Origin of the sequence: Actinacidiphila guanduensis, assembly GCF_900103985.1 — a bacterium.
Lineage (GTDB): Bacteria > Actinomycetota > Actinomycetes > Streptomycetales > Streptomycetaceae > Actinacidiphila > Actinacidiphila guanduensis.
The window spans coordinates 22,340-49,252 of sequence record NZ_FNIE01000006.1 but is presented as its reverse complement, the minus strand read 5'-3'; the positions used below and the strand labels follow the sequence as shown (position 1 = coordinate 49,252).

The window sequence follows — 26,913 nt, the reverse complement described above, 5'->3', positions numbered from 1 at the left end:
CCGGCCGCACCGCCCACGCCACCCCTCCAACGCCCGCGAGCAGCACGAAGGAGCAGGCCATGACCGCGACCAGCACGGCCGTCACCGGCATCGGCAGCCTGGTCACCAACGATCCCTCCTTCAGCGGCGCGGACAATCCCCTGGGCCTGGTCCGCGACGCCGCGGTCGTCGTCGAGGGCGACCGCGTGGTGTGGACCGGCCCGTCAAGCAAAGCACCCCCCACCGACAACCGGGTCGACGCCGGCGGGCGGGCCCTGCTGCCCGGCTTCGTCGACTCCCACTCCCACCTGATCTTCGCCGGGGACCGAGGCGCCGAGTTCGCCGCGCGGATGTCCGGCCGCCCCTACACCGCGGGCGGCATCCGCACCACGGTCGCCGCCACCCGCGCCGCCTCCGACGCCGAACTCGGCGCCGCCCTGGACCGCTTCCTCGCCGAGGCGCTGCGCCAGGGCACCACCACGGTGGAGACCAAGTCCGGCTACGGCCTGACCGTCCACGACGAGGCCCGCGCGCTGCGGATCGCCGCCGAGCGCACCCCCGAGACGACCTACCTCGGCGCCCACGTCGTCGCCCCCGAGTACGCGGACGACCCGGCCGGATACGTGGACCTCGTCACCGGGCCCATGCTGGACGCCTGCGCGCCGCACGCCCGCTGGGTCGACGTCTTCTGCGAGGAGGGCGCCTTCGACGGCGACCAGGCCCGCGCGATCCTCACCGCGGGCGCCGCCCGCGGCCTCGTCCCGCGCGTGCACGCCAACCAGCTCACCGCCGGGCCCGGCGTGCAGCTGGCGGTCGAACTCGGCGCCGCGTCGGCCGACCACTGCACCCACCTGACCGGCGCCGACATCGACGCCCTGGCGGGCTCGGCCACTGTGGCCACCCTGCTGCCCGGCGCGGAGTTCTCCACCCGCGCCGTCTACCCGGACGCCCGCCGCCTGCTGGACGCCGGCGCCACGGTGGCGCTGTCCACCGACTGCAACCCGGGCTCGTCGTTCACCAGCTCCATGGCCTTCTGCGTCGCCGTCGCCGTCCGCGACATGGGCATGACTCCGGACGAGGCGGTACGTGCGGCCACGTACGGCGGCGCGCGGGCCCTGCGCCGTACCGACATCGGCACCGTGGCACCTGGCGCGCGCGCCGATCTGCACCTGCTGGACGCCCCCGGCCACGTCCACCTCGCCTATCGCCCGGGAGTGCCCCTCACGGCGGCCGTGTGGCAGGCGGGGGAGCTGCGATGGCGGGCCGGGCACGTGACACTCGAAGGGGCGCCCGGCGGGACGTGAACCCCGGCAGGCGCCGCTCGCCGGTTCCCGCGCGGGACAAGCGGCGCAGCAAGAGGGGCCCCGCGGTACGGGACCCCTCTCCGGCTCGTTCTCAGCCCGCTCGGCTCACTCCTCGACCATCAGGCCCCTGCGCAGCCGGGCCAGGGTGCGGCTGAGCAGCCGCGAGACGTGCATCTGGGAGATGCCCAGCTCCTCGCCGATCTCGGACTGCGTGAGGTTCCCCACGAAGCGCAGCGACAGGATGGTGCGGTCGCGCTGCGGCAGCCCGGCGATCAGGGGCTTGAGGGACTCGACGTACTCGACGCCTTCGAGGTCGTGGTCCTCGTAGCCGATCCGGTCCGCCAGGGCGCCCTCCGGGTCGTCCTCGGCGGGCTGGGCGTCCAGGGAACTGGCGGTGTAGGCGTTGCTCGCCGCCATGCCCTCGATCACCTCGTGCTCGGGCAGGTCGAGCCGGTCGGCCAGCTCGCGCACGGTGGGCGCGCGGTCCAGCCGCTGCGCCAGCTCGTCGCCGGCCTTGGCCAGGTCCAGCCGCAGCTCCTGCAGCCGCCGGGGTACCCGCACCGACCAGCTGGTGTCGCGGAAGAACCGCTTGATCTCGCCGACGATGGTCGGCATCGCGAATGTGGGGAATTCCACGCCGCGGGCCAGCTCGAACCGGTCGATCGCCTTGATCAGGCCGATCGTGCCGACCTGGACGATGTCCTCCATGGGCTCGCTGCGGGTGCGGAACCGCGAGGCGGCGAACTTCACCAGGGCGAGGTTGAGCTCCACCAGGGTGTTGCGCACATAGCTGTACTCGGCGGTGCCCTCCTCCAGGGAGTGCAGCCGGGCGAACAGGGTCTTGGACAGCGCCCGGGCGTCCACCGGGCCGATCTCGTCGTACGGAGGGATCTCGGGGAGCCCGTCCAGCCCCTCCGGGGCCTGGGCCGCGCGCACCCCCAAGGGGCCTTCCTGGCCTTCGTCCGCCCACCGGGCGGCGCCCCCCTGCTTTTCCTGCTCGTGTTCCAGGCCGAGCCGGGGTGTCATGTGCTCATCCCTCTCTTGCGGCGCGGGTGTACCTCTGCCGTACTTCAGCCCTACCGCGTCACCGGCGCCTTCTGCAAGTCCTTGAAGCCCTTGTGACCGGCGGATGACTACCGCGCGTGTCGGGCGGCAAGTAGGGTCTAAGCGCGGCACCCGGGGCGTACAGGAGTCCCCGGGGCGCGGTGAGGGAGCGCAGATGGACCATGAGGCAGTGGGCACGGCAGGGCTCGGCCGGCTGCACGTCGATGTGACGCGGCACGGCAGGAGCACGGTTCTCACTCCTTCCGGCGAACTCGACCACCACACGGCCGAGGTGCTCGCGGAGCCGATCGCGGCTGCGGTCGACGCCGGCGCGACCCGGCTCGTCGTGGACTGCTCGGGTCTGGAGTTCTGTGACTCCACGGGACTGAACGTCCTGCTCGGTGCCCGGCTGCGGGTCGAGGAACTGGGCGGCGAGGTCCACCTGGCGGCGATGCGCCCGACGGTCTCGCGGGTGTTCGAGATCACCGGCGCCGAGGCGGTGTTCACCGTGCACGCCACACTGGAGGAGGCGCTCCGGGAGTAGCCGGGGGGCGGGAGTGGGGGGCAGAACGCGTGGCACAGGAGCGGCAGTGGCCGGGCGACGGGATCATTCATCGCGTCCGGCGCGTGTTCCCGGAGATCGACCGGGCAGAAGACAGTCGGACCCAGCCGGACATCCGTGAGATGAGGCCCAGATGAGCACCACTCGGCCCTACGCCGCGGGTGACCGCCGTCCCGCGACGGAAGACGACGGCGGTGACCCCGACGTGGTACCGCAGCCGCCCGAACCGGTCCGGCGGCTGCTGCTGACCGGGGAGAGCGGCATCGTGCCGCGCGCACGCGACTTCACGCGTCAGGCGCTGTACGACTGGGGCTGGCTGCCCGCGGCCACCGCCGACCGCCGCGCGGCCGCCGAGGATGTCCTGCTGGTGGTCTCCGAGCTGGTCACCAACGCATGCCTGCACGCCGGCGGCCCGGAGGAGCTGCGGCTGCTCCACAACGCCAAGGCGCTGCGGCTGGAGGTCGTGGACGGCAGTGCGGGCGATCCGGCCCCCCGCACCCCGCACCGTGCCGGGCGCCCCGGCGGCCACGGCATGTTCATCGTGCAGCGGCTCTGTCTGGACTGGGGCGTCGTCCGCGACGCCTCGCGCCCCGGCAAGACGGTCTGGGCGGAGCTGGCCGCCCCCTCCTGAGCGGTGCCTCCCCGAGGCCCGGATCGATCCACCGCCCATAGAGCCCGACGGGCTCCATGGGCTCTTCGCGTGCGCGCCCACGGGTGGCCCTCGGGCGCCGGGCCCCCTCCGCCGTCCATGAGGCGCAGCCAGGCGCTCAGGGCAGCCACCCCCCGGGCGCCGAAGCCGGCCTCCGGCCCCAGCGGGCGGCTGCTCTGCGGAGAGGGCGCGTGCCGGTGGTCGCCCAGGGCGGCCACCGCGAGCCCTGCCCGGCTCTCTGCCGCCTCGGAACGGTCCCGCCGGACCAGTGGCCCACCGCAGGCCCGACGGACCGCCGTACGGCCGCTCAGGCGGCCGCGGCGCCGTCCAGCTGCCCGATCGTCGCCGCGGAGGGGCCGCGCTCGGCGGCGATGCCGCGTGCGGCCGCCTCGGCGTCCCGCAGCACCCGCACCGCGTTGCCCCAGGTGAGCTTGGCGAGGTCGGCCTCGGACCAGGAGCGGCGCAGCAGTTCGGCGACGAGGTTCGGGTAGCCGGACACGTCGTCCAGGCCGGCCGGGGTGAAGGCGGTGCCGTCGAAGTCGCCGCCGATGCCGATGTGGTCCACGCCCGCGACCTCGCGCATGTGGTCCAGGTGGTCGGCGACGGTGGCGGCGGTGGCCTGCGGGCGCGGGTGCGCGGCCTCGAACTCCCGCTGCACGGCCATCCCCTGCGGGGTGGTGTCCAGGGGGTGCAGGCCGTGCGCCTGCATGTTGGCGTCGGCCTGCGCCGTCCACTCGATCGCCGCGGGCAGGATGAACTTCGGCACGAAGGTCGCCATGGCCACGCCCCCGTTGCCGGGCAGGGCCGCGAGCACGTCGTCGGGGATGTTGCGGGGGTGGTCGCAGACCGCGCGCGAGGAGGAGTGCGAGAAGAGCACCGGCGCCTGCGCCACCCGCAGGGCGTGCCGCATGGTGCCGGCCGACACGTGCGAGAGGTCGACGAGCATGCCCAGGCGGTTCATCTCGCGCACCACCTCCTCGCCGAAGGCGGACAGCCCGCCCAGCACCGGCTCGTCGGTCGCCGAGTCCGCCCACGGGGTGTTGTCGTTGTGGGTGAGCGTCATGTAGCGCACGCCCAGGGCGTACAGGCCGCGCAGCACCGCGAGCGAGCAGTCGATGGAGTGGCCGCCCTCGGCGCCCATGAGCGAGGCGATGCGGCCGGAGGCGCGCGCCGCCTCCATGTCGTCGGCGCCCAGGGCGAGCACCAGGTCCGCGGGGTGGCGCTCGGTCATCCGCCGCACCACGTCCACCTGCTCCAGCACCGCCGTCACGGCGTCGGCGCCCTTGAGCGACACCGACACGTAGACCGACCAGAACTGCGCGCCCACCCCGCCGGCCCGCAGCCGCGGGATGTCGGTGTGGGTGCGATCGCTCTGGTCCGCGGTGAGGTCGAAGCGGTCCAGGTCGTAGTCGACCTGGGCGCGCAGCGCCCAGGGCAGGTCGTTGTGGCCGTCCACCACGGGGTGGTCGGCGAGCAGGTCGCGGGCGCGGGCGAGCAGGGCATCCACGGTGGCAGGCTCCCGGGGTCCGGTGCGGCCGGGCCGCGCGCCGCGCAGGTCCGGCGGGGCGGGCGCGCCGCCCGCCGGCTACCTGGCGAAGCCGAACCCGGAGGTCCCCCCCACCTTCGCACGCAGCCGCCGGCCCTTCTCCGCGGCCTGCTCGCGCAGTGACGCCTGGAACTCCTCCATGCGCGCGCGCAGCTCCGCGTCGTGCGCGGCCAGGATGCGCGCGGCCAGCAGCCCGGCGTTGCGGGCACCGCCCACCGACACCGTCGCCACCGGCACCCCGGCGGGCATCTGCACGATGGACAGCAGCGAGTCCATGCCGTCGAGGTACTTCAGCGGCACCGGCACCCCGATCACCGGCAGCGGCGTCACCGAGGCGAGCATGCCCGGCAGGTGGGCCGCGCCGCCGGCGCCGGCGATGACGGCCTTCAGGCCGCGCCCGGCGGCCTGCTCGCCGTAGGCGATCATCTCGTGCGGCATCCGGTGCGCCGAGACGACGTCGACCTCGTAGGGGACGGCGAACTCGTCGAGCGCCTCCGCGGCGGCCTCCATGACCGGCCAGTCGGAGTCCGAGCCCATCACGATGCCGACCTGGGGTGCGGAGGACTCCGCGGCCGCTTCACTCATCGATGGTCCCTCGCAGGTAGTCGGCGGCGTGGCGGGCGCGCTCGCGCACATCGGCCAGGTCGGCGCCATAGGTGTTGACGTGGCCCACCTTGCGGCCGGGCTTGACGTCCTTTCCGTACATGTGGATCTTCAGGCCCGGGTCGCGCGCCATGCAGTGCAGGTAGGCCGGGTACATGTCGGGGTAGTCGCCGCCCAGCACGTTGGCCATCACCGTCCAGGGCGCGCGCGGGCGGGGGTCGCCCAGCGGCAGGTCCAGCACCGCCCGCAGGTGGTTGGCGAACTGCGAGGTGGCCGCGCCGTCCATCGTCCAGTGCCCGCTGTTGTGGGGGCGCATCGCCAGCTCGTTGACGAGGATCTGCGGGCTGCCGTCGGCGTCGCGCACCTCGAACAGCTCCACCGCCAGGTGCCCGACCACGCCGAGTTCGCGGGCGATGGTCAGCGCCAGCTGCTGGGCCCGCGCGGACAGCTCCTCGGACAGGCCGGGAGCGGGCGCGATCACCGTGTCGCACACGCCGTTCACCTGGACCGACTCCACGACCGGGTAGGCGACCGCCTGGCCGTGCGGGGAGCGCACCACATTGGCGGCCAGCTCCCGGACGAAGTCGACCTTCTCCTCGGCGAGCACCGGCACGCCGGCCCGGAAGGCGTCCTCGGCGTCCTCGGTGGAGCGCACCACCCACACGCCCTTGCCGTCGTAGCCGCCGCGGGCGGTCTTCAGGACCACGGGCAGGCCGTCGCCCTCCTCGGCGAAGCGCAGCACGTCGGCGGGGTCGGACACGACCCGGTGGCGCGGCGCGGGGGCGCCGATCCGCGCGAGCCGGGCGCGCATCAGCACCTTGTCCTGGGCGTGCGCCAAGGCGTCGGGCCCGGGGCGCACCACGACGCCGTCGGCCTCCAGCGCGCGCAGGTGCTCGATCGGCACGTGCTCGTGGTCGAAGGTGAGCACGTCGCACCCCGCGGCGAAGGCGCGCAGGGTGTCCAGGTCGCCGTAGTCACCGACGGTGACGTCGGAGACGACCTGGGCCGCGGAGTCCTGCGGGGTGTCGCTGAGGAGCCTGAACCTGATGCCGAGCGGGATGCCGGCCTCGTGGGTCATACGGGCGAGCTGGCCGCCGCCGACCATGCCGACTACGGGAAATGTCACGCCTCCAGGGTATCGGCGCGCAAGACGGGCCGAATACCGCATGTGGATCACGGCGGATCGCCGTATTTTCGCACCGCGCGGTTAGCATGTGGAGACGCCCCCACTGCCATCAGGACGCCTCGGGCGTCCCCGAGACCCCCGCAGAACCCGGCTGGAACCCCGATACCGCACAGACAGGGCCGATCGACCACCATGAGCGGACTGCGCGCACTGCGTTGGAAACTGGCCCTGCTGTACCGGGAGATCGCCAAGTTCGGCGCGGTGGGCGCGGCGGGCGTGCTGGTGAACATCGGGGTGTTCAACCTCGTGCGGCACAGCACCGGGTTGCAGACGGTCCGGGCCAGCGTCGTGGCCACCATGGTGTCGATCGTCTTCAACTACGTCGGTTTCCGGTACTTCACCTACCGTGACCGCGACCGGGCGAGCCGCCCCAGGGAACTCGGCCTCTTCCTGTTCTTCAGCGCCATCGGCCTGGTGATCGAGAACGGCGTGCTCTACCTGGCGACCTACGGCCTGGGCTGGGACACCCAGCTGCAGAGCAACGTCTTCAAGTTCGTCGGCATCGGGATCGCCACCCTCTTCCGCTTCTGGTCCTACCGCACCTGGGTGTTCCGGGCGCTGCCGGCCGCTGGGCCGGAGCAGGCCGAGCCCCTGGCGGAGGCGGCCGCGGAGGGCGCCCGCCAAGGGGCGGAGCCCGCCACCAAGGCGGCCAGGGTCGGGAAGCAGAAGAAGCCGGCGGCCGATCCCATCAGCTGACCCCATCAGCTGACGGGGGAGGTCAGCCGATGACCTCCTCGCGCGGCGGCTGCGGCGGCATCTCCTGGGCGAGGAAGAGCGCGAAGACCGGCGGCCGCTGCTGGAGCAGTTCGAGCCGCCCGCCGTCCGCCTCGGCCAGGTCGCGGGCGACGGCGAGCCCGAGCCCGGTGGAGTTGCGCCCGCTGACCGTCCGCTCGAACACCCTGGCGCCCAGGTCCGGCGGCACCCCGGGGCCGCCGTCGGAGACCTCGACCACCGCCTGGTTGCCGGTCACCCTGGTGTGCAGGGCGAGGGTGCCGGCGCCGTGCATCAGCGAGTTCTCGATGAGCGTGGCCAGCACCTGGGCCACGGCCCCAGGGGTGCCGACCGCCCGCAGCCCCCTGGTGCCCGACAGCTCCACCGCGCGCCCCTCGCCCTGGAAGGCCTGCCGCCACTCCTCGACCTGCTGGCGGATCACCTCGTCCAAGTCGAAGTCCACCGCCGAGCCGGTGCGCGGGTCACGGGAGTTGGTCAGCAGCCGCTGCACCACGTCGGTGAGCCGCTCGACCTGGCCGAGCGCGATGGCCGCCTCCTCCTTGACCGCCTCGTGGTCGTCGGCGGTGGCGACGATCTCCTCCAGTCGCATCGACAGCGCCGTCAGCGGGGTGCGCAGCTGGTGCGAGGCGTCGGCGGCCAGCCGCCGCTCGGCGGTGAGCATCCGCCCGATCCGCTCGGCGCTGGCGTCCAGGACGTCGGCGATGCGGTCGAGTTCGGGCACGCCGTAGCGGCGGTGCCGCGGCCGCGGGTCGCCCGAGCCGAGCCGCTCGGCGGTCTCGGCGAGGTCGGTGAGCGGACTGGCCAGCCGGCGCGCCTGCCGGACCGCGAGGGCGACAGCGGCCAGCACCGCGAGCAGCGCGACCGCCAGGATCACCAGCAGGGTGCGGCCGATCTCCTGGCTGACGGTCGAGCGCGGCTCCTGCACGGTGACCGACTCGCCGTGGTCGCCGTGCTCGGTGGAGCTGATGACGGCGCCCGAGGGGCGCTCGCCCAGGCGCACCTGCGGGTGGCCGGGGACGCTGACGACGGCGTACCGGTCGGCGGAGATCTGCCGGTCGAGGCCCTTGGCGTCGACCGACTCGCCGGCCAGCAGCCGGTTCTCCACCAGGCCCACCATGCGCACGGCCTCGGACTGCACGCTGTCGTGCGCGCTGGACTGGATGGTGCGCGCCTCCACGATCACCAGCGAGATGCCGAAGACGGCGATCACGACCAGCACCACGGCCAGCGTGGAGGTGATCAGGCGGCGGCGCATGGAGCGGGCGGGTCAGTTCTTCTCGAAGCGGAAGCCGACCCCGCGCACGGTGGCGATGTAGCGCGGGTTGGCGGCGTCGTCGCCGAGCTTCTTGCGCAGCCAGGAGATGTGCATGTCCAGGGTCTTGGTGGACGACCACCAGGTGGTGTCCCACACCTCGCGCATCAGCTGCTCGCGGGTGACGACCCGCCCCGCGTCGCGCACCAGCACCCGCAGCAGGTCGAACTCCTTGGCGGTGAGCTGCAGTTCGTCGTCGCCCATCCAGGCGCGGTGCGACTCGACGTCGATCCGCACGCCGTGGGTGGAGGGCTGGGCCGGCTCGGTGGTGCCGCGGCGCAGCAGGGCCCGGACCCGTGCGAGCAGCTCGGCCAGCCGGAAGGGCTTGGTGACGTAGTCGTCGGCGCCGGCGTCCAGGCCGACCACGGTGTCCACCTCGTCGGCCCGCGCGGTGAGCACCAGCACCGGGAAGGTGTGCCCCTCGGTGCGGATGCGGCGGCAGACGTCCAGCCCGTCCATGCCCGGCAGGCCGAGGTCCAGCACCACCAGGTCGACAGCGCCGAGCAGCGCCGTCTCCAGAGCGGTGGGGCCGTCCTCGCGCACCTCGACCTCGTAGCCCTCGCGGCGCAGTGCGCGGGCGAGCGGCTCGGAGATGGATGCGTCGTCCTCTGCGAGAAGTACGCGGGTCATGCGGTTGATGGTAGTCCGCGCGGCCATGAGCTGACCCGGAGGTCAGATGACGCGTGCGCGGATGAGCGCAATGAGCGTGAGGGCGGCCGGCAGGAGGGGCAGCCAGACGGTGACGAGGCGGAAGCCGAGGACCGCGGAGGCGGCGGTCGCGGTGGGGGAGCCGGCCGCCACCAGGGCGACGGTCAGGGCGGCGTCCACCGAGCCCAGGCCGCCGGGGGTGGGCACCAGGACGGCCAGGCAGCTCGCCGCCAGGTACGCCAGCGCCACGTGCACGGCGGGGACGGGCATCCGCAGGGCGAGGGCGACCGCCGCCATGGAGGCGGCCTGCAGCAGCGGGAAGGCGAGCGAGCCGCCCCACAGGGCGGCGGCGCGGGCCGGGCGCGCGTGCAGCAGGCGGGCGTCGTAGAGGGCGGCGAGCAGGAAGTCGGCCAGGGCGCGGCGCAGCCGGTGCAGGAAGGCGAGCGCCAGGACGGCGGCGAGCACCACCGCCAGGGCGAGCAGGCCCATCAGCAGCAGCCCGGTGCCGCCGGGCAGCAGGCCGCCGGTGTGCAGGGCGTGCGGGTAGGCGGCCAGCAGCACCAGCAGCAGGCCGACCCGGCAGCCGGACTCGGCCAGCGAGTAGAGCGCCAGGGCGGCGGTGGAGCGGGCCAGCGGCAGGCCGTTGACCCGCAGGAAGCGCAGGTTGACCGCGCTTGCGCCCAGGCCGGCGGGGGCGAGCTGGCCGGCGGCGGTGGCGGCGAACTGCGTGGCCAGCAGCCGTGCGGGCGGCAGGGGTTCGAGCACGGTGCCCTGCCGGGCGACCGCGTTGGCCACCCAGCCCAGCCCGGTGGCGGCCAGGGCGGCCAGCAGCCAGCCCGGTTCGGCCGTCACCAGGTCGTGCAGCCCGGAGGACATCAGCGAGCGGTGCAGGACGACCCAGACCGCGACCAGGACGGCGGGCAGCAGGCCGGCCAGCGTGCGCCAGGGCATCCGCCGCGGCTGCCGCACCGGGATGTCCGCCATGGCCCCCGCTTCCCGTGCTCGCTCCCTTTGGTGCGCGGCCGGGCGGCCGCGCACCGGGGCAGCATCCACCGGCCGGGAGACGTACGGGATACGCGGGGGCCACGGATGGGACACGTCCTGGCATCGGGCGCCGCCGCGGGGGCGGGGGTCAGTGGGCGCAGAGGCAGAAGGGGTGGCCGACCGGGTCCGCGTACACCCGCCAGTTGCGCGTGCCGTCCAGGTCGCCCTCAAGGAGGGTGGCGCCCAGGGCGAGGACCCGCTTCTCCGCGGCGTCCATCTCCGCCCGCGGTACCACGATGTCGAGGTGGAACTGCTGCGGCCGCTCGGGGTCCGGCCAGGCGGGCACCCGCAGGCCGGGAGCGCGCTGGAAGGACAACCGCTGGCCGCCCTCCCGGTTCAGCTCCACCCAGGTCTCGTCCTCCGCCTCGACGGTGCCGCCGACGAGTTCGGCGTAGAAGGCGGCCAGGGCCGCGGGGTCGGGACAGTCGAGGACGACGGCGCCGAGGGTGCCGATCATGGCGGTTTCCTTTCGCAGGTCTGCGGGTGTGCGGACGGGCGCGGCGGCCGGGCGGGAGTGTGGTTACCCCCAACCGGCCTCAACCGGTAACCGTTACCTCATCATGGGGGTACAGAGGTAACGACGCAAGAGGGGAGCAGTAACGTGGCGGACGTGGAGCAGCCCGGAGACCGTCACGCCGCACCCGAGCGACTGCAGCTGGTGCAGGACCTGGTCAACACCGTTGACCTGGAAGGCGGTACGGAGGAGCTGGACACCCCCGCGGCGCTCACCGCCTGGATGCGCGGTCAGGGAATCGACCCCGGCGCCTGCGGCGAGCAGGACTTCGCCGAGGCGCTGCTGCTGCGCGAGGCGCTGCGGGATGTGTGCTCGGCCCACGCCGGCACCGACGTGCCGCCCGACCGCCTGGCGCTCCTGGACCGCCTGCTTGCGGGCGCGCCCCTGCTGCTGTCCCTGGACGCCAGGGGCGCCGCCACGGTGGTGCCCGCCCCCGGGCTGACAGGCGCCGGCGCCCTTGCGGCGCACGTCGCCGCCGCCATTGCGGCGGCCTCCGCGGACGGCACCTGGCAGCGGCTCAAGGCGTGCGCGTCCGACACCTGCCGGTGGGCGTACTACGACCGCAGCCCCGCCGGGCGCAGCCGCTGGTGCACGATGTCGCTGTGCGGCAGCCGCGCCAAGATGCGCGCCTACCGCAGCAGGAAGTGAGGCCCTGGGGTCCGCCGCACCCGGATGCCGGCCCGAGGGTGCGAATCAGCAAGCCCGGGTCATCAAGCGCAGGTCAAGGGGGCGGATCTCAGGCGTTGGGGCGGCCCATGGCCCGGTAGGTCCACCCGGCCTTGCGCCACAGGGCGGCGTCCAGCGCGTTGCGCCCGTCGAGGATGTGCCGCCGCCCGGCCACCTCGCCCAGCTGGGCCGGGTCCAGCTCGCGGAACTCCCGCCACTCGGTCAGGTGCAGCACCACGTCGGCCCCCCGTACGGCGTCCAGCGCGGTGGGCGCGTACCCCAGGGTGGGGAAGAGCCGCCGGGCGTTGGCCATGCCCTTGGGGTCGTAGACGGTGACCTGGCCGCCCTGGAGCTGGATCTGCCCGGCCACATTGAGCGCGGGGGAGTCGCGGACGTCGTCGGAGTCGGGCTTGAAGGCCGCGCCGAGCACCGCGATCCGGTGCCCCAGGAAGGCGCCGCCCAGTGCCTCCCTGGCCAGCTCCACCATGTGGGTGCGGCGGCGCATGTTGATCGAGTCGACCTCGCGCAGGAAGGTCAGCGCCTGGTCGGCGCCCAGCTCGCCCGCCCGCGCCATGAAGGCGCGGATGTCCTTGGGCAGGCAGCCGCCGCCGAAGCCGATGCCGGCCCGCAGGAACTTCGGGCCGATCCGGTCGTCGTAGCCGATGGCGCGGGCCAGGGTGGCGACGTCGCCGCCGGCCGCCTCGCACACCTCGGCCATCGCGTTGACGAAGGAGATCTTCGTCGCGAGGAAGGCGTTCGCGGCGGTCTTGACCAGCTCGGCGGTCGGGTAGTCGGCCACCACGAAGGGCGTGCCCTCGCCGAGCGGGGTGGCGTACACCTCGCGCAGCAGCGCCTCGCCGCGCTCGCCCTCCACACCGACCACGATCCGGTCCGGGTGCAGGGTGTCCTCGACCGCGAAGCCCTCGCGGAGGAACTCCGGGTTCCACGCCAGCTCGACCTGCTCGCCGGCCGGCGCGAGGGAGCGCAGCAGCCCCGCCAGCCGGGCCGCGCTGCCCACCGGCACGGTGGACTTGCCCACCACCAGAGCGGGCCGGCGCAGGTGCGGGGCGAGCAGCGAGAACGCGCTGTCCACGTAGCTCATGTCGCAGGCGTACTCGCCGTGCTTCTGCGGGGTGTTCACGCAGACGAAGTGGATGTCGCCGAACTCGCCGACCTCCTCCCAGGAGGTCGTGAAGCGCAACCGCCCGCTGGAGCCCTCGATGCCGGCCACGTGCCGCGAGAGCAGGTCCTCCAGGCCCGGCTCGAACATCGGCACTCTGCCCTGCGCCAGCATCTCCACCTTGCGCTCGTCGATGTCCAGGCCGAGCACGTCGAAACCGAGTTCGGCCATGGCCGCGGCATGGGTGGCGCCGAGGTATCCGGTGCCGATGACGGTGAGCTTCAGGGGCATGCGCGAAGCATAGTGGGCACGGGCTGGGTCAAATCCAGCGTGGTGACGTGCCCTGAGGGCCACAATGCGTGCAGAGTCGGACGGTTCGGCCGGGTGGGGGTGCGCTGGTGGACGACGCGGGCGGCACGGACGGAAGAGGCATCACGGAGCGCGGCGCGGCGGGTCCGGCGGAGGGCGCCGCGGCCGGGCCCGCGCCCGGGGCGCCCGGCGCCACCGAGGACCCGGGCGGTCCGGACGGCGCCGAGGCTCCGGGCGGCGCGGTGGGCGCCGGCCTCCTGGGGAAGCCCGGTGACTCCGCGGCGCCGGACACCTCTGACGCTCCCGCCGGCCCCGAGGAGGAGCGCCGCCGCAGGCGCCGCCGCCGCACCCGGCGGGTCCTCTACGGCGCCCTCGCCCTGCTGTGCGCCGGTGTGCTGCTCGTCGTCGGCACCGGCTACTGGGCGTACGAGCACTACACCGGACGGGTCCAGCGCATCCCGAACGTCTTCCCCACCGGGGTGCCCCGGGCGGCGCAGCCGCCGCCGTCCAGGAGCGGCAGCCAGACCTTCCTGCTCGTCGGCCTGGACGCCCGCTCCGACCTGCCGACCACCGGCAGCGGCGCCGAGGCACCGGAGTGGAAGCCGGGCGCCCAGCGCAGCGACACGATGATGCTGGTGCACATACCGGCCGACCACAAGCACGCCTACGTCGTCTCGCTGCCCCGCGACTCCTGGGTGCCGATCCCGGGGCACGGCAGCGCCAAGCTCAACGCCGCCTTCTCCTGGGGCGGCCCCCCACTGCTCATCGACACCGTCCAGCGCCTGACGCGGGTGAAGGTGGACCACCTGATGGTCATCGACTGGAGCGGCTTCAAAAAGCTCACCGACGACGTCGGCGGGGTGGACATCACCGTGGACAAGACCGTCTCCCGGCGCAACGGCCCCGGCGGGGTGTGGACCAAGGGCACCCACCACATGGACGGCAGCGAGGCCCTGGACTACGTGCGCGAGCGCTACGGCCTGCCCCGCGGCGACCTGGACCGCACCCACCGCCAGCAGAACTTCCTGCGGGCGGTGCTGGCCAAGACGCTCTCGGCCGGCACCTTCACCAACCCGTTCACGCTCAAGCGGACGCTGGACCAGCTGACCTCCGTGGTCAGTGTGGACGACCGGCTCTCCGACGGCGACCTGCGCAGCCTGGTGTGGAGCATGCGCGGGGTGCGCGCCAAGGACATGGCCTTCATGAACGCCCCGGTCGCGGGCTTCGACACCATCGACAAGCAGTCCGTCGTCCTGCTCGACGCGAACGCCTCCTCGGGCCTGTGGGAGGCGATGCGCAACGACACCATGGCGCACTGGATGGCGACCACCGACGGGATCGACGAGTTGGGCACCAGGGTGTCCTGAGGCGCCTCCAGGGTGTCGTGAAGCTCACGCGCGGGGAAGCTGCACAGACGGTGGGCCTGGTGGCACCGCCCGTCCTACGATCGTAGGGTTACGTGGTTACTTAACGGTAATTAGCTTGCGGGAGTGAGACACCATGGCCGGAAACGCCGACTTCGACCTCTTCCGGACCTCCGAGGAGCACGAGATGCTCCGCGACGCGGTCCGCTCGCTCGCCGAGGCCAAGATCGCGCCCTTCGCCGCGGAGGTGGACGAGCAGGGCCGCTTCCCCCAGGAGGCGCGCGACGCCCTGGAAGCCAACGACCTGCACGCCATCCACGTACCCGAGGCGTACGACGGCTCGGGCGCCGACGCGCTGTCCACCGTCATCGTGATCGAGGAGGTGGCCCGTGTGTGCGCCTCCTCGTCGCTGATCCCCGCGGTCAACAAGCTCGGCTCCATGCCGGTGCAGATCTCCGGCTCCGAGGAGCTCAAGGCGAAGTACCTGGGCGCCCTCGCGCGCAAGGAGGGCATGTTCTCCTACGCCCTCTCCGAGCCCGAGGCGGGCTCGGACGCCGCCGGCATGAAGACCCGCGCGGTCCGCGACGGCGACTCCTATGTGCTCAACGGCGTCAAGCGCTGGATCACCAACGCCGGCGTCTCGGAGTTCTACACGGTGATGGCCGTCACCGACCCCGACAAGCGCTCGCGCGGCATCTCCGCCTTCGTGGTGGAGAAGTCCGACGAGGGCGTCTCCTTCGGTGCCCCGGAGAAGAAGCTCGGCATCAAGGGCTCCCCGACCCGCGAGGTCTACTTCGACAACGTCCGCGTCCCCGCCGACCGGATGATCGGCGAGGAGGGCACCGGCTTCACCACCGCCATGAAGACGCTGGACCACACCCGCGTCACCATCGCCGCCCAGGCGCTCGGCATCGCCCAGGGCGCCCTGGACTACGCCAAGGGGTACGTCCAGGAGCGCCGGCAGTTCGGAAAGGCGATCGCCGACTTCCAGGGCATCCAGTTCATGCTCGCCGACATGGCGATGAAGCTGGAGGCCGCCCGGCAGATCACCTACGCGGCCGCCGCCAGGTCCGAGCGCAACGACCGCGACCTGACCTTCTTCGGCGCCGCCGCCAAGTGCTACGCCTCCGACGTCGCCATGGAGATCACCACCGACGCCGTCCAGCTCCTCGGCGGCTACGGCTACACGCGCGACTACCCCGTCGAGCGCATGATGCGCGACGCGAAAATTACGCAGATCTACGAGGGCACCAACCAGGTGCAGCGCGTCGTGATGGCCCGTCAACTGCTCAAGGGCTGAGGCCCGCAGAGGTGTCCCCGGGGCCTCCCGCGCCCCAGGGGCACCACGCGCCCCGATCACCGAAAGTTCGTCTCAACTCTGTAATAAAGACTGGAGCCTTGGTGGGCGGGTGGGCGAAGTTTGGCCCGATGGAGCGGCTTAGCGGTCGGTATGCGATCAATTGACAAGTGGTTGCGGCCGCTTGTAGAGCTGTGCATGCCATCGGCGGGGACGGGGGGTCCAAGCGTCGCCCGCTGAGTGGCCTTCCACGCTTCTGCTCCGAAACTGTGAAGGGCAAACGTGTCCATATCCCGCCGCACCTCCCGTACGGTGCGTTACGTAGGCGTTGCCTCCGCCGCGGCCGCTCTGGCCCTTGGCGTCGCAGGCACCGCGTCGGCTTGCCAGATCGGCGACTTCAGCATCAGTGGCCAGGCCCAGTGCGACCAGGCGAACTCGCAGGGCCTCATCACCGTCCACGACACGGACGGCACCCGGCCTGTGACCCTGACCGTCAAGGACGACAGCGGCAAGCAGATCAACCAGAAGGAGATCGACGACCGCTCGAGCGATCTCACCATCACCGTGCCGTGGTCCGCGGGTGAGCACCTCCAGGTGCTCGTCACCGTGCCGGGCCACTTCACCGACAGCCCGATCAACGGCGGAGTGACCCTCCCGAACACGGCCTGCGCTGCTCCCACCAAGGACAGCCCGACGCCCACGCCGTCGGACTCCTCCAGCGCACCGGCCACGCCGACCTCCGCTCCGCCCAGCACCTCGGCCCCGAGCCCGGCCGAGAGCAGCGCCGCCGCCGTGGCCGACACCAACTCCCCGGCCCCGTCGCCGAGCGGCAACCTGGCCGAGACCGGTGGCAGCAGCGCCACCCCGGTCATCGCCGGTGTCGCGGCCGCGCTGGTCGTCGCCGGTGGCGGCACGGTGTTCTTCCTGCGCCGCCGCACCCCCGCCGCACGTCACTGATTCGTCACGGTCGTCACGGACGGGTCCCAATCGCCTCGTCCGGCATGTCCCGGACAGTTTCAGGGCGATACGCTGCGACGCCGCCACCGAACCACGGTGGCGGCGTCGTTGCGTAGTTGCGCACAACCTATGGGGGCACGTCCATGGCCATTCGCAAGTCCACCATGCAGGAGCAGGTGGCCCAGGCCATCGCACAGATCAATCCGGCCGACCGCGTCATCGTCACCTTCCACACGGTCACCGGCCCGAGCCCGTGGCTGATCAACAGCCTCGGCGTCATCGCGCAGGCTTTCGTGAAGTACTACTTCGTGACCGTCACCGACCAGGCCGTCGTCTTCCACAAGGCCGGCCGGATGAGCGCGCGCCCCAAGGAGCTCGTCGCGGCGATACCGCGGGCCGAGGCGGCCCACCTGGTGAGCGACGTGCGGCGCGCCGCCATCTGGAGCTCGCTGAAGTTCCAGCTGCCCGGCGAGGCCAAGCCGACCCGCCTGAACGTCGGCCGCTACTGGCGCGCCGAGCTCGACCAGTGGGTCCCCGCCGTCACCGGTGCCCCCATCGCCGCCTGACCCGCGGCCCGCAGCGCAGACGGCCCCGTCCTCCCGCCGGGAGGACGGGGCCGTCGCCTGCTCCGGCGGAGCGATACGCCGGGCCCGGGCGGCCGGGCCGCTAGCTGACGGTCACCTTCTGGTCCTGCTTCAGCTCGCTGAACAGCTCGTTCGCCTTCGGCATGTCCCACTTGACCGCGTCGCCGTCGGTGGCGGTCTCGTAGTTGGCGTTCGCGATCGGCACCGTCAGCTGCTTGCCGTTGCCGCCCGTGACGCCCTTCATCGCCCAGAACATGTGCGTGAGGTCGAGCAGGCTCATGTTCTTGTCGACTATCAGGGTGTCCAGGCCCGAGCCGATGACCGGGTAGAGCTTGAACGGGTTCAGCACGGTGGACGGCGAGGCCGCCTGGTGGGCCAGGGTGGACAGGAACTTCTGCTGGTTGCGCATCCGGCCGAGGTCCTGGTCGGCCTCCTGGTGCCGCTGCCGGACGAAGGCCAGCGACTGCTTGCCGTTGAGCTTCTGGCACCCGGCGTTGAAGTCGGCGCCCGACGCCTTGTCGTGCAGCGGCTTGTCCAGGCACATGTGGACCCCGCCCAGGGCGTCGACCAGGTTCACGAAGCCGGAGAAGCCGATCTCCGCGTAGTGGTCGATGTGGATGCCGGTGTTGTACTCGATGGTCCGGGTCAGCAGCTCGGGGCCGCCGTCCGCGTACGCCTTGTTGAGCTTGTGGGTGGAGGCCGCGTACTTCTTGCCGGACTGCTGGCCGACGAACGAGGGGATCGTGACGAAGGAGTCGCGCGGCAGGCTCATCATCGTGGTGCCGTTGCTGCCGGTGTGCAGGATCATCATCGAGTCCGTGCGCTGCCCGGAGTCGGCGCCGGTGTGCAGCTCCTTCTCCTCCTGGGGGGTCAGCCCCTCGCGGCTGTCGGAGCCGACGATCAGGTAGTTGGTGCCCTTGCCCTTCGGCGGGGCGTCGGTGATCTTGCCGAGGTCCACCTCGCGGCGCACCTTGGAGTCGGCCCAGAAGTAGGTGGAGACCGACACGACGAGCAGCACCACGACCAGGCCGAGCGCGGTGTAGCCGATCTTCTTGCGGGTGCTCCAGCGCGGGCGGCGCGGGCCGGCGGCCTGCGCGCCCTGACCGCCCGGGGTCGGCGGGCCGTAGGGGCCCCCGGGACCGCCCGGCTGACCGCCGGGCTGGGCACGGCGGGTCTGCTGCGGCGGGACACCTCCGGCGGCAGCGGCGGCCCGGCGCGGCGACAGTTCTGGGGGCAGCGGGGGCTCGGAGAGCCGGCGCCGCTCGGTGTCATCGCTCCAACCGTTCATGCCCGCCAGTGTGCCCGGCCCGGTCGCGCGACCTGCAACAGCAGGCGGTTCTGTAGCAGATCCGATGCATTCGCCCGCCGTACGCAGCGGTTCCGTCACGGACATAAGGTGGATGCCGTGATCGACTCATCCCCGGCGCCGGGCACCCCCGGCGGCGACCGGCCCTCCGCCGCCGACCCCGCGGGCCCCGAGGCGCTGCCCACCCCGGCCGTACCGGTGATCCCGGGCAAGCCGACGTCCGCCTCCCGCATCACCCTGTCCCACATCATGTCCGCCCACGACACCAACCTGCTGGGCACCGTCCACGGCGGTGTGGTGATGAAGCTCGTCGACGACGCCGCGGGCGCCGTCGCCGGCCGTCACTCCGAGGGGCCGGCCGTGACCGGCGCCATGGACGAGATGGCCTTCCTCGAACCGGTCCGCGTCGGCGACCTCCTGCATGTGCGGGCTCAGGTCAACTGGACGGGCAAGACCTCCATGGAGATCGGCGTCCGGGTGGTCGCCGAGCGGTGGAACGAGTCGGGCCCCGGCGAGCAGGTCGCCAGCGCCTACCTGGTCTTCGTCGCCGTGGACGCCGAGGGCAAGCCGCGCCCGGTGCCGCCGGTGCTCCCCGAGACCGACCGCGACCGCCGCCGCTGGCAGGAGGCCCAGATCCGCCGCACCCACCGGCTGGCCCGCCGCCGCGCCATCCTCGAACTGCGCCGCGAGCGCGCCGCCGAGGGCCTGGACGCCTGAGCCGCCGACCTGACCTCCATTGCGCCGCGGCCTGGCATCCATGGCGCATCCATGGCGGCGGACGGCGCCCATGGCGGCGGGGTGCGGTACCCATGGCGGCGAGCGGCTGCCGCGGCGGCGGGCCTGGCATCGATGGACGCCGGGCCCGAGCTGCCAGGTGCGCGGTCAGCAGGCGGCGTCGTCGGCGGGCTGCGCCGGATTCGCGGTGACCGCCGGCTTCTGGGCGCCGCGCAGGGCGACACGGAGGACCTTCGGCGCCTTGTCGTCCTCGCCCAGAGTGACCTTCATCACCGGACCCTGCCCCTCGGCCGGCACCAGCCGCGCGCCGGGGAGGGCGGCGGCCAGGGAGCGCGCCGAGCGGTCCCAGCGCGGGTCGTAGGCGATCGTGGTGCGGGCGGTGTGCCGCTCGGCGGTCGTCGGCAGGCCGGGGGTGGCGAAGCCCGTGCCGTGCAGGGACTTCTGCACCGAGGCGCCGAGGCCGTTCACCCCGGAGGCGTTCTCCACCTCGACGCTGATCTGCGAGGGCGCGACGTCCACCGGGACGGCCTTGCGCTCGGACCCGGCGGACCTGCCCGCCTTGGCGGGCTTCTTCGCGTCCAGCGGCCGGTCGGCCCTGATGTCGGCCCACAGTACGTTCGCCTTGGGGACGTCCCACTTCACAGTGGAGCCGACCCCGGGCACGTTGTACGACAGGTCGCTCAGCGGCACCGTGGCGAACTCCGAGGACGCGGAGCTGAACCCCTTCATGCTGCGGGCCAGCGCGATCAGGTCGGCCGGGTCCAGCCCCTTGTCGGCCCGCACCGACCCGAGCACCGTGCTCGCCACCTGCTCCAGCCGCAGCGGGTCGGTGAGCGTGCCGGTGCTGGTGATCTTGTGGATCACCTGGGCGACGAAGCGCTGCTGGCGCTGCATGCGGCCCAGGTCGGAGTCGGCGTCGATGTGCCGGGAGCGCACGTACTGCAGCGCCTGGCCGCCATTGAGCACGGTGGTGCCCACCGGCAGGTCCAAGCCGGTGTAGGAGTCCTTCAGCGGGCGCCTGGTGCACACCGGCACGCCGCCCAGGACGTCCACGGTCTTCATGAAGCTGGTGAAGTCGACCTCCAGATAGTGGTCGATGTGCACGTCGGTCAGCTTCTCCACGGTGGCCACCGTCAGCTTGGGGCCGCCGTCGGCGTACGCCTCGTTGATCTTCGCCGGGTGGGTGGCCGGCATCCTGGTGCCGCCGGCGGACCGGTGCGCGGGCGAGGCGCCGGGCGCCGGGCGCGCGTTGCCCATGGTGGGCAGCTGGACGTAGGTGTCGCGCGGGATGCTCACCACGCTGGCCCGCTCCCGGTCCTGCGAGAGGTGCACCAGCATGATCGTGTCGGTGCAGTGGCAGGGGGCGCCGCCCAGGTGGTACTGCTTCTTCTCCGCCGGGTCCAGGCCGTCCCGCCCGTCGGTGCCGACCAGCAGGAAGTTGGTGCCCTTGCTGTCGCCCGGCCGGTTCTGCATCCCGCCGAAGGCGTCCACCCGGCCGATCGCCCCGTTGAGCCCGGTCACCACCGCGTGGCCGACGCCGCTGGCGGTGATCACCACCACCGCCACCGCCCCGGCGATCCGCGTGCTGCGCCGGACCGGCGGCCTCGGGCGCGGTCGCCGTCCGGCCAGAGGGCGGTCGCCCGGCTGCGGCTGGCGGCTACGGGTGGGCGGCACGGGCGACCTCCGAAACAGCACAATGGCGTACAGACCCGTTCAGGCTAGGTACAAATAGGACTGTCGTCCTTGACCCCACGCGCTGGTGTCCCCCAATAGCGGTAACGCGAGCCGCGATGGCCGCGTCCGCCGGCCCGCCGGGTGGTCGCCGGCCGCCGCCCGGCGGCGACCGCGCGGGCCACGCAGCTGTCCGGCGCATAAGCCGGCACCCAAGGGTGCGAGGCCGCCGTACAGGCAGCGCCAGGACCGTGTGGAACCCCTGACGGAAGGGGCCCGCCGGAAGCTTCCGGCGGGCCCCTTCCGGCGTTACCGTCCCGTTCCCGCCCGCGGTGGCGGCCCGCCCGGCGCCGGGGATCAGAACTGGTACGTCGGCAGGATGTCCATGCAGCCCTTGGTGTCGGCGCCGTTGACCACGTCCGCGTCACTCGGCACGCCGCCCGCCTTCGGCAGGGTGGCGCCGTAGTCGGTGCCGTCCTTCCAGTCGGCGCCGATCGTCACGGTGATCTGCTGCACGTCCGACGCCTTGACGTCCCCGTTCGGGATCTTCAGCGCCTTGGCGACGGACAGCGCGTCCGACTTGGCCTGCGCGCCGCCGCTGCTCGGGTAGTTCAGCACCGTGGACGAGCGCGGCGCGGACTGCTGGTCCGCCTCGGACTGGGTGAAGCCCGCGGTCTTCAGGAACGTGGTGATGGCGCCCGCCCGCCCCGGCACCGGCGACCCGTCGGCCGAGCCGGCCGTGCCGTTGACCACGCTGACCGGGATGTCGGCGGCCGCCTGGGCGGTCGGCCCGGCGGACGCGCTGGGCTTGCCCGTGGCGGGCGTCTTGGGCTTGCCGTTGGCGTCCATGGCGACGTCGTTGCGCATCAGCGACCACACCGTGGCCGCGTCGGGCGCCGGCAGGTAGTGCGCGTTCGGGTCCTGCGGGTCGGCGATGCGCGGCATGGTGAGCATCGTGATCCGGTTCGGCGGGATCGTCTTGAGCTGCATGCCGAGGTCGTAGAGCTTCTTCGGGGTGCCGATCTCGGAGGAGACCTCGAAGGCCGACAGCGCCGCGGTGGCGATGTGGTTGAGCCGGCCCGGGTTGGTGAAGAGGTTCTGGCTGCGCAGGTTGCGGATCAGCGAGCTGAGGTACATGTGCTGGGCCTTGGAGCGGCCCGCGTCACTGCCGAAGGCGTGCCGGGTGCGCAGCCACTGCAGCGCCTGCTGGCCCTTGATGTTGTGGGTGCCCGCGGTCAGGTGCAGGTGCGAGCCGCCGGGCTGGGCCGCGGTCGGGTGGTCGTCGACGTTCTCCTTCACGCAGACGTCCACACCGCCGACCACGTCGGCCATCTTCACCACGCCGGCGAAGTCGATGGTCAGCCAGTGGTCGATGTAGACCCCGGTGAGGTTCTGCACGGTCGCCAGGGTGCAGCCGGCGCCGCCGCGGGAGAGCGAGGCGTTGATGATGTCGTTGGTCGCCGGGTAGACCTTGTGCGTCTTGGGGTCGGTGCACTCGGGTATGTCCACCCGGGTGTCGCGCGGGATGCTCACCACCGACATGTTGCTGCGGTCCGCCGAGAGGTGGACCACCATGATCACGTCTGCCCGGGCGCCGGTGGCGTCGGCGGCGCCGCCCAGCTTGGCGTCCTCGGGGTCGGACCTGGTGTCGGACCCCAGGATCATGATGTTCATCGGGGTGTCGCCGTCGGAGTTCGCCTTCGGCTTGGCGACGTTGGTGTCGCCGCTGTTGCGCTCGCCCTTGCGGATCTTGCTCGCCAGGTACTCGTAGTAGCCGTAGGCGGCGCCCGCGGTGCCCAGCACCGCGACGGCGGCCGCGATGGCCACCCATTTGAGCGCCTTGCGCTTGCGGCTCTTGGGCCGGCGCCGCCCGCCGCGCCGGTGGCCGGGGGCGTCCGGGCCGTCGGGGTCCTCGGGGCCGCCGCCGTCGGAACCGCGCCCGGAGCGGTGGCCCGCCGAGCGCGGCCGGGGTATGTCCGGCTCGTCCTCGCGGTCGGTGTCCGGCCCCGCGCTCTCCTCGCCGCCCAGGCCGCCGGCCTCGTACGGGGCCTCCTCGTACGGGGCGGTGCCGGTGCGGCCGGGGCCCTGGGGGGCCTGGTAGCCGTCCTCGTAGGTGGTGCCGGGGCCCTGGCGGACGCCGTAGCCGGGGCCCGCCGGGTTGCTCTGGGGCGGATAGGGCCGCCCGCCCTGCGGGCCGTAGCCGGGCTGGCCGACCGGCTGCCCGTACTGCTCGCCGCCCTGCCCGTAGTAGCCGCCCTGGGGGCCGTAGCCGGGCCCGCCGCCCTGGGCCTGCGCCTCGTCCCGGTAACCGCCGTAGGAGCCCTGGTCCCAGCCATGGCCGCCCGGGTTGGAAGCGCCGTCGTATCCGGGCCCTCCCACCCTGCCGTCGCGCATGCGGACTCCTCCATCGTCACCGGCGGCTTCCGGCCGCCCTGCGGTCTTCGTCGGTCTGCTGTTCTCCGGGCCGTCCTCAACACAGACGGTCGGGCGCCGCCCAAAGTTGCAGCGGGCGGCTGTGACTTGCGGTGGCCCCCCGTGCCGGACGACTCCGGCGGACCCCGGCGGTTCCCGGACCCGCCCCCCGGCGGAGTCGCTCTCGTGGCGGCCGGTGCGGCCGTGGCCGAGGGTCAGGGTAACGGTGCCGGCGTCCGCCGATGGTTTCACATCTGTTTCGGCGACTCCCCGGCCGCACTTTGACCTCGGGGTCCGCCGCCCGGAGCGTGAGCTATCCCACGCACGCGGTGCTGTCAGCGGTCAGGGTCCGAAGCCCCTTGGGCGGCGCGGTCGGTGGGCCGATCGGCGCCCCCGGACTGGTGTAGTCCGCGCCCAGGGTGAGCGACATGTACGCCAGCTTGGGCGCGTCCTTGGTGCCCTCCACAAGCGCCGAGGCGGGCAAGTGCATCATCGCGGCCAGTGAGCGCGCCTGATCGGCCTGATTGGGCGCGTACTTCAGGATCGTCCTCGGCGCCTTCTGCGGTGCGTCGCCGCCGTTGGCCGAGCGGTTGACGCCCTCGTCGTTCTGCAGCCAGGCCAGGACGTCCTGGGAGGCGCCGAAGGTGCCGGTGCCGTTGTAGACGGTCACCCTGGTGTCGTGCGGGGTGGTCTTCGGCCCGACGAGCTTGGGGTCAGGGGCTTTCTTGCCCTGGGAGAGCGACACATCGGCCTTCACCATGGCGAACAGGTCGGCGGCCGTCGTCCGGTCGAGCACCACGGTGCCGGTCCGCGGGCCGTTCTTCACCGGCAGTTCGGCGAAGGTGAAGTGCTTGGCGGGGACCTTCCCGATCTGTCCCGCCAGGGTGTCCAGCGCCTGCACGCTGCCGATGGGGGAGTCCACGGTGAGGGCGCCCGCCGCGGTGGTGGCCAGGCCCATCAGCTTCTTGGGGTCGCCGAACAGGCCGCCGGAGGTCGCCGAGCGCAGCAGTCCGGACAGGAAGCGCTCCTGCACCGCGACGCGCGCCAGGTCGTCGTGCCCGGGCGGCGCCTTGAGGGTGCGCACCAGGGCGAGCGCCTGGTCCCCCTGGACGCGCTGCCGACCGGCCTTCAGGTCCAGGTGCACCCGGGGGTCGCTCAACGGCTGCTTCAGGCACAGTTCGACGCCGCCGACGGCCGTCGACAGCGACTTGACGGCCGCGTAGTCGACCATCAGGAAGTGGTCCACCGGCAGCCCCGTCATCTGCTGCACCAGCCGCATCGCGCAGCCCGGGTCGCGTCCGGCCAGGACCGCCGAGAACGGCTGCCCGCTGGCGCCCTTGACCACGTTGTTGCCCACCGGGCAGTCGGGCACGTCCGTCACCAGGTTCGGCGGGATGCTGATCGCGGTGGCGTTGCTGCGGTCGGCCGACAGGTGCAGCAGGACCGCGGCGTCGGCCGAGCCGGTCCTGGCCGCGCTGCCCATTTCGCGGCCCAGCCCCGCCGTGCTGTCGGTGCCCAGGACGAGCAGGTTCGCCGCCCCCGGTCCCGTCACCGCGGTGCTGCCGGCGTCGCCGACGTCCACGGTGTGGATGACGGTGCTGGTGTGCCGGAAGGCGAGGTAGCCGCCCATACCGCCGGCGACGATGGCGAGCCCGACGGCGCCGGCCGTCCACAGCAGGGTGCGCGGCCGCTTCTGCTTCGGCTTGCGACGGCTGGAGGTCCCGCCTGCGGCCCGCCGCCCGTGGCCGGAGCGCGCGGCCCGCCGGGCGGCGCTGCGGCCGCCGGGAGGAGGCGCGGCGGGGGCCTCGCGCCGCTGTGGCGCGGCCGGTTCGGGCGCAGGGGCGGCGGCGCCCGGCGCCGTGTGCCCGGGGGCCGGCTGCTGCGGCGGGACGTCGGCGGCGGGCGGCTGCGCGGGTTCCAGCCGCAGCTGGTAGGTGCCCGTGACCGGATCGAGCACCCACTGGTCCGCCGGGTCGACGTACCCGGACCCTTGCGTGTCCACGGTCGCTCGGGACCTCCATCCGCAGTCCGCCGGGGCGCCCCACCTTAGTTCATCAGTCTTTGCCGCAGAGGTCGCGGTCGGCGGTGGTCCCCTTGAAGGTGGGCGTGCCCGTGGGATCGGCGGTCGCGCTCCCCGGGGCGCTCGCCGTGCCGGTGGGGCTCGCGGTGGCCGGGCCGCCCGGGGTCGCGCCCGCGGAGTCGTCCGGGGAGGCGCTCTTGGCGGTCTTGCCGACGTTCACCGGCTGGTCGGCGCGCACGGCGGCGAAGAGCTGGTCGGCCTCGGGCTGCACCAGCTGGTCGCGGTTGTGGTCCGCGACGTAGGGCTCGATCGGCGCGGTGACGAAGTGGATCGACCCGGTGGGGACCTTCTGCAGGGACTGCGCGAGCTTGTAGAGCTCGCCCAGGGAGTTCAGTCCCGGGTCGGCGGTCAGCGACTTCGTGGCCGCGTCCAGCAGCGGATAGACCTTCACCGGGTTGAGCAGCACCCCGTTGGTCTGCACCTTCTTGATCAGCGAGGCCAGGAAGTCCTGCTGGCGGCCTATGCGTTCGGTGTCGCTGCCGTCGCCGAGGCTGTGCCGGGCCCGCACGTAACCGAGCGCCTGCTCGCCGTCGAGCTTCTGCCGGCCCGCGGGCAGGTCGAGGTGCGCCTGGGCGTCGTGGACGGGGTGCGCGACGCACACCTCCACGCCGCCGACCGCGTTGACCATGTTCTTGAAGCCGTTGAAGTCCACGATCAGGTGGTGGTCGATGCGCACCCCGGTCAGGTCCTCCACGGTGCGGATCGTGCAGGCCGCCCCGCCGAACTCGAATGCCCAGTTGAACTGCTCGAACCGGGCCGGCACCGTGCTCCCGTCGGCCTTGGTGCACACCGGCTGATGCACCATCAGGTCGCGCGGGATGCTGATCGCGGTGGCGTTGCTGCGGTCGGCCGACAGGTGCAGCAGGATCGTGGTGTCCGAGCGCTGGGTGCCGGTGTCCTTGCCGTACTTCCCGTTGCCGTCACCGCGGTTGTCCGAGCCGATCAGCAGGATGTTCTCGGCGGAGGTGGGCTCCTCGGTGGGGCGCTGCGACTCCTGCGCCTTCAGCTCCGTCTCGGTGACGTTGTCGGTGGTGATGTTGCCGTTGAGGTGCTGGTAGACGTACCACAGGCCGCCGGCGCCGGCCAGGACGAGCAGCGCGGTGGAGACCGCGAGCACCCGAAGCCAGGTGCGGCGCCGGCGCTGCGGAGGGGCGGTGAGGTCCTCGGCGGCGTCCTCGGGTCTCCCGGCCGGCGGCGCGTCCTGCGCGTCCTTCTCGGCGGGGGAGTCGCCCTGCGGGGGCTCTGGTGGCGTGGTCACGTCGGTGCCCGTCCCTCGGTCAGTTGCCCGA

24 protein-coding genes are annotated in these 26,913 nt (G+C 73.0%); 10 read left to right on the top strand and 14 right to left on the bottom strand.

Going from position 1 to position 26,913, the window contains the following annotated elements; translation table 11 throughout:
- Positions 1 to 59: 59 nt before the first annotated feature.
- On the top strand, positions 60 to 1,283 hold the full coding sequence (gene hutI, locus BLR33_RS14435; RefSeq protein ID WP_093784856.1) for an imidazolonepropionase: 1,224 nt from the start codon (positions 60 to 62) through the stop codon (positions 1,281 to 1,283).
- Positions 1,284 to 1,388: 105 nt separating this feature from the next.
- Here the strand turns inward: hutI and BLR33_RS14430 are convergent, their stop codons facing one another.
- A complete protein-coding gene (locus tag BLR33_RS14430; RefSeq protein WP_093784855.1) occupies positions 1,389 to 2,309 on the bottom strand; it encodes an RNA polymerase sigma factor SigF in 921 nt (306 codons plus the stop codon).
- A 193-nt stretch (positions 2,310 to 2,502) separates the two neighbouring features.
- On the opposite strand from BLR33_RS14430, the gene BLR33_RS14425 reads away from it, so the two are divergent.
- Both BLR33_RS14425 and BLR33_RS14420 read left to right on the top strand, forming a co-directional pair.
- Positions 2,503 to 2,871, top strand: a complete 369-nt coding sequence (locus BLR33_RS14425) for an STAS domain-containing protein (RefSeq protein ID WP_093784854.1) — start codon at positions 2,503 to 2,505, stop codon at positions 2,869 to 2,871.
- A gap of 151 nt (positions 2,872 to 3,022) precedes the next feature.
- Positions 3,023 to 3,520: an ATP-binding protein gene (locus BLR33_RS14420; RefSeq protein ID WP_093784853.1), complete on the top strand. Its 498-nt coding sequence runs from the start codon at positions 3,023 to 3,025 to the stop codon at positions 3,518 to 3,520.
- 325 nt (positions 3,521 to 3,845) lie between these two features.
- Here the strand turns inward: BLR33_RS14420 and BLR33_RS14415 are convergent, their stop codons facing one another.
- The 3 genes from BLR33_RS14415 to BLR33_RS14405 form a co-directional block, all read right to left on the bottom strand.
- Positions 3,846 to 5,045 carry a dipeptidase gene (locus tag BLR33_RS14415; protein WP_093784852.1) on the bottom strand — a complete coding sequence of 400 codons (1,200 nt, stop codon included), beginning with the start codon at positions 5,043 to 5,045 and terminating at the stop codon, positions 3,846 to 3,848.
- A 78-nt stretch (positions 5,046 to 5,123) separates the two neighbouring features.
- The gene (gene purE, locus BLR33_RS14410) at positions 5,124 to 5,669 is read right to left on the bottom strand and encodes a 5-(carboxyamino)imidazole ribonucleotide mutase (protein ID WP_093784851.1); all 546 of its coding nucleotides are present in this window, start codon (positions 5,667 to 5,669) and stop codon (positions 5,124 to 5,126) included.
- Complete coding sequence (locus tag BLR33_RS14405) at positions 5,662 to 6,813, bottom strand: 5-(carboxyamino)imidazole ribonucleotide synthase (RefSeq protein ID WP_407639675.1); 1,152 nt, start codon at positions 6,811 to 6,813, stop codon at positions 5,662 to 5,664. The genes purE and BLR33_RS14405 overlap by 8 nt, the downstream gene beginning before the upstream one ends.
- Before the next feature lie 192 nt (positions 6,814 to 7,005).
- Here BLR33_RS14405 and BLR33_RS14400 point away from each other — a divergent pair, with 192 nt between their 5' ends.
- Positions 7,006 to 7,569, top strand: coding sequence for a GtrA family protein (locus BLR33_RS14400; protein ID WP_093784850.1), 564 nt, complete (start codon positions 7,006 to 7,008; stop codon positions 7,567 to 7,569).
- Positions 7,570 to 7,591: 22 nt separating this feature from the next.
- On the opposite strand, the gene BLR33_RS14395 is transcribed toward BLR33_RS14400, so the two are convergent.
- The 4 genes from BLR33_RS14395 to BLR33_RS14380 all read right to left on the bottom strand — a co-directional run bounded on the left by BLR33_RS14395 (position 7,592) and on the right by BLR33_RS14380 (position 11,066).
- Positions 7,592 to 8,860 carry an ATP-binding protein gene (locus BLR33_RS14395; protein ID WP_093784849.1) on the bottom strand — a complete coding sequence of 423 codons (1,269 nt, stop codon included), beginning with the start codon at positions 8,858 to 8,860 and terminating at the stop codon, positions 7,592 to 7,594.
- Between the two features lie 12 nt (positions 8,861 to 8,872).
- The gene (locus BLR33_RS14390) at positions 8,873 to 9,547 is read right to left on the bottom strand and encodes a response regulator transcription factor (RefSeq protein WP_093784848.1); all 675 of its coding nucleotides are present in this window, start codon (positions 9,545 to 9,547) and stop codon (positions 8,873 to 8,875) included.
- A gap of 42 nt (positions 9,548 to 9,589) precedes the next feature.
- The gene (locus BLR33_RS14385; protein ID WP_093784847.1) at positions 9,590 to 10,549 is read right to left on the bottom strand and encodes a lysylphosphatidylglycerol synthase domain-containing protein; all 960 of its coding nucleotides are present in this window, start codon (positions 10,547 to 10,549) and stop codon (positions 9,590 to 9,592) included.
- A 148-nt stretch (positions 10,550 to 10,697) separates the two neighbouring features.
- Positions 10,698 to 11,066 carry a VOC family protein gene (locus BLR33_RS14380; RefSeq protein WP_093784846.1) on the bottom strand — a complete coding sequence of 123 codons (369 nt, stop codon included), beginning with the start codon at positions 11,064 to 11,066 and terminating at the stop codon, positions 10,698 to 10,700.
- 153 nt (positions 11,067 to 11,219) lie between these two features.
- Here BLR33_RS14380 and BLR33_RS14375 point away from each other — a divergent pair, with 153 nt between their 5' ends.
- Complete coding sequence (locus tag BLR33_RS14375) at positions 11,220 to 11,771, top strand: CGNR zinc finger domain-containing protein (RefSeq protein WP_245771407.1); 552 nt, start codon at positions 11,220 to 11,222, stop codon at positions 11,769 to 11,771.
- Between the two features lie 88 nt (positions 11,772 to 11,859).
- Here BLR33_RS14375 and BLR33_RS14370 read toward each other — a convergent pair whose 3' ends face one another.
- The gene (locus tag BLR33_RS14370; protein ID WP_093784845.1) at positions 11,860 to 13,200 is read right to left on the bottom strand and encodes a UDP-glucose dehydrogenase family protein; all 1,341 of its coding nucleotides are present in this window, start codon (positions 13,198 to 13,200) and stop codon (positions 11,860 to 11,862) included.
- Positions 13,201 to 13,307: 107 nt separating this feature from the next.
- On the opposite strand from BLR33_RS14370, the gene BLR33_RS14365 reads away from it, so the two are divergent.
- From BLR33_RS14365 to BLR33_RS14350, 4 genes are all read left to right on the top strand, one after another.
- Positions 13,308 to 14,585: an LCP family protein gene (locus BLR33_RS14365; protein ID WP_245771406.1), complete on the top strand. Its 1,278-nt coding sequence runs from the start codon at positions 13,308 to 13,310 to the stop codon at positions 14,583 to 14,585.
- Positions 14,586 to 14,718: 133 nt separating this feature from the next.
- Positions 14,719 to 15,882: an acyl-CoA dehydrogenase family protein gene (locus BLR33_RS14360; RefSeq protein WP_093784843.1), complete on the top strand. Its 1,164-nt coding sequence runs from the start codon at positions 14,719 to 14,721 to the stop codon at positions 15,880 to 15,882.
- A 279-nt stretch (positions 15,883 to 16,161) separates the two neighbouring features.
- A complete protein-coding gene (locus BLR33_RS14355) occupies positions 16,162 to 16,836 on the top strand; it encodes an LAETG motif-containing sortase-dependent surface protein (protein ID WP_093784842.1) in 675 nt (224 codons plus the stop codon).
- Between the two features lie 143 nt (positions 16,837 to 16,979).
- The gene (locus tag BLR33_RS14350; protein WP_093784841.1) at positions 16,980 to 17,402 is read left to right on the top strand and encodes a hypothetical protein; all 423 of its coding nucleotides are present in this window, start codon (positions 16,980 to 16,982) and stop codon (positions 17,400 to 17,402) included.
- Positions 17,403 to 17,502: 100 nt separating this feature from the next.
- Here BLR33_RS14350 and BLR33_RS14345 read toward each other — a convergent pair whose 3' ends face one another.
- Positions 17,503 to 18,708 carry an LCP family protein gene (locus tag BLR33_RS14345; protein WP_093784840.1) on the bottom strand — a complete coding sequence of 402 codons (1,206 nt, stop codon included), beginning with the start codon at positions 18,706 to 18,708 and terminating at the stop codon, positions 17,503 to 17,505.
- A 267-nt stretch (positions 18,709 to 18,975) separates the two neighbouring features.
- On the opposite strand from BLR33_RS14345, the gene BLR33_RS14340 reads away from it, so the two are divergent.
- Complete coding sequence (locus tag BLR33_RS14340) at positions 18,976 to 19,443, top strand: acyl-CoA thioesterase (protein ID WP_093785176.1); 468 nt, start codon at positions 18,976 to 18,978, stop codon at positions 19,441 to 19,443.
- A 165-nt stretch (positions 19,444 to 19,608) separates the two neighbouring features.
- On the opposite strand, the gene BLR33_RS14335 is transcribed toward BLR33_RS14340, so the two are convergent.
- The 4 genes from BLR33_RS14335 to BLR33_RS14320 all read right to left on the bottom strand — a co-directional run bounded on the left by BLR33_RS14335 (position 19,609) and on the right by BLR33_RS14320 (position 26,882).
- Positions 19,609 to 21,156 (bottom strand): LCP family protein, encoded by a 1,548-nt coding sequence (locus BLR33_RS14335; protein ID WP_456049197.1) that lies wholly within the window; start codon positions 21,154 to 21,156, stop codon positions 19,609 to 19,611.
- Between the two features lie 333 nt (positions 21,157 to 21,489).
- Positions 21,490 to 23,526 (bottom strand): LCP family protein, encoded by a 2,037-nt coding sequence (locus BLR33_RS14330; RefSeq protein ID WP_107408881.1) that lies wholly within the window; start codon positions 23,524 to 23,526, stop codon positions 21,490 to 21,492.
- Positions 23,527 to 23,857: 331 nt separating this feature from the next.
- Positions 23,858 to 25,546 carry an LCP family protein gene (locus BLR33_RS14325; protein WP_093784839.1) on the bottom strand — a complete coding sequence of 563 codons (1,689 nt, stop codon included), beginning with the start codon at positions 25,544 to 25,546 and terminating at the stop codon, positions 23,858 to 23,860.
- A 52-nt stretch (positions 25,547 to 25,598) separates the two neighbouring features.
- Positions 25,599 to 26,882: an LCP family protein gene (locus BLR33_RS14320; RefSeq protein ID WP_245771404.1), complete on the bottom strand. Its 1,284-nt coding sequence runs from the start codon at positions 26,880 to 26,882 to the stop codon at positions 25,599 to 25,601.
- Positions 26,883 to 26,913: the final 31 nt, after the last annotated feature.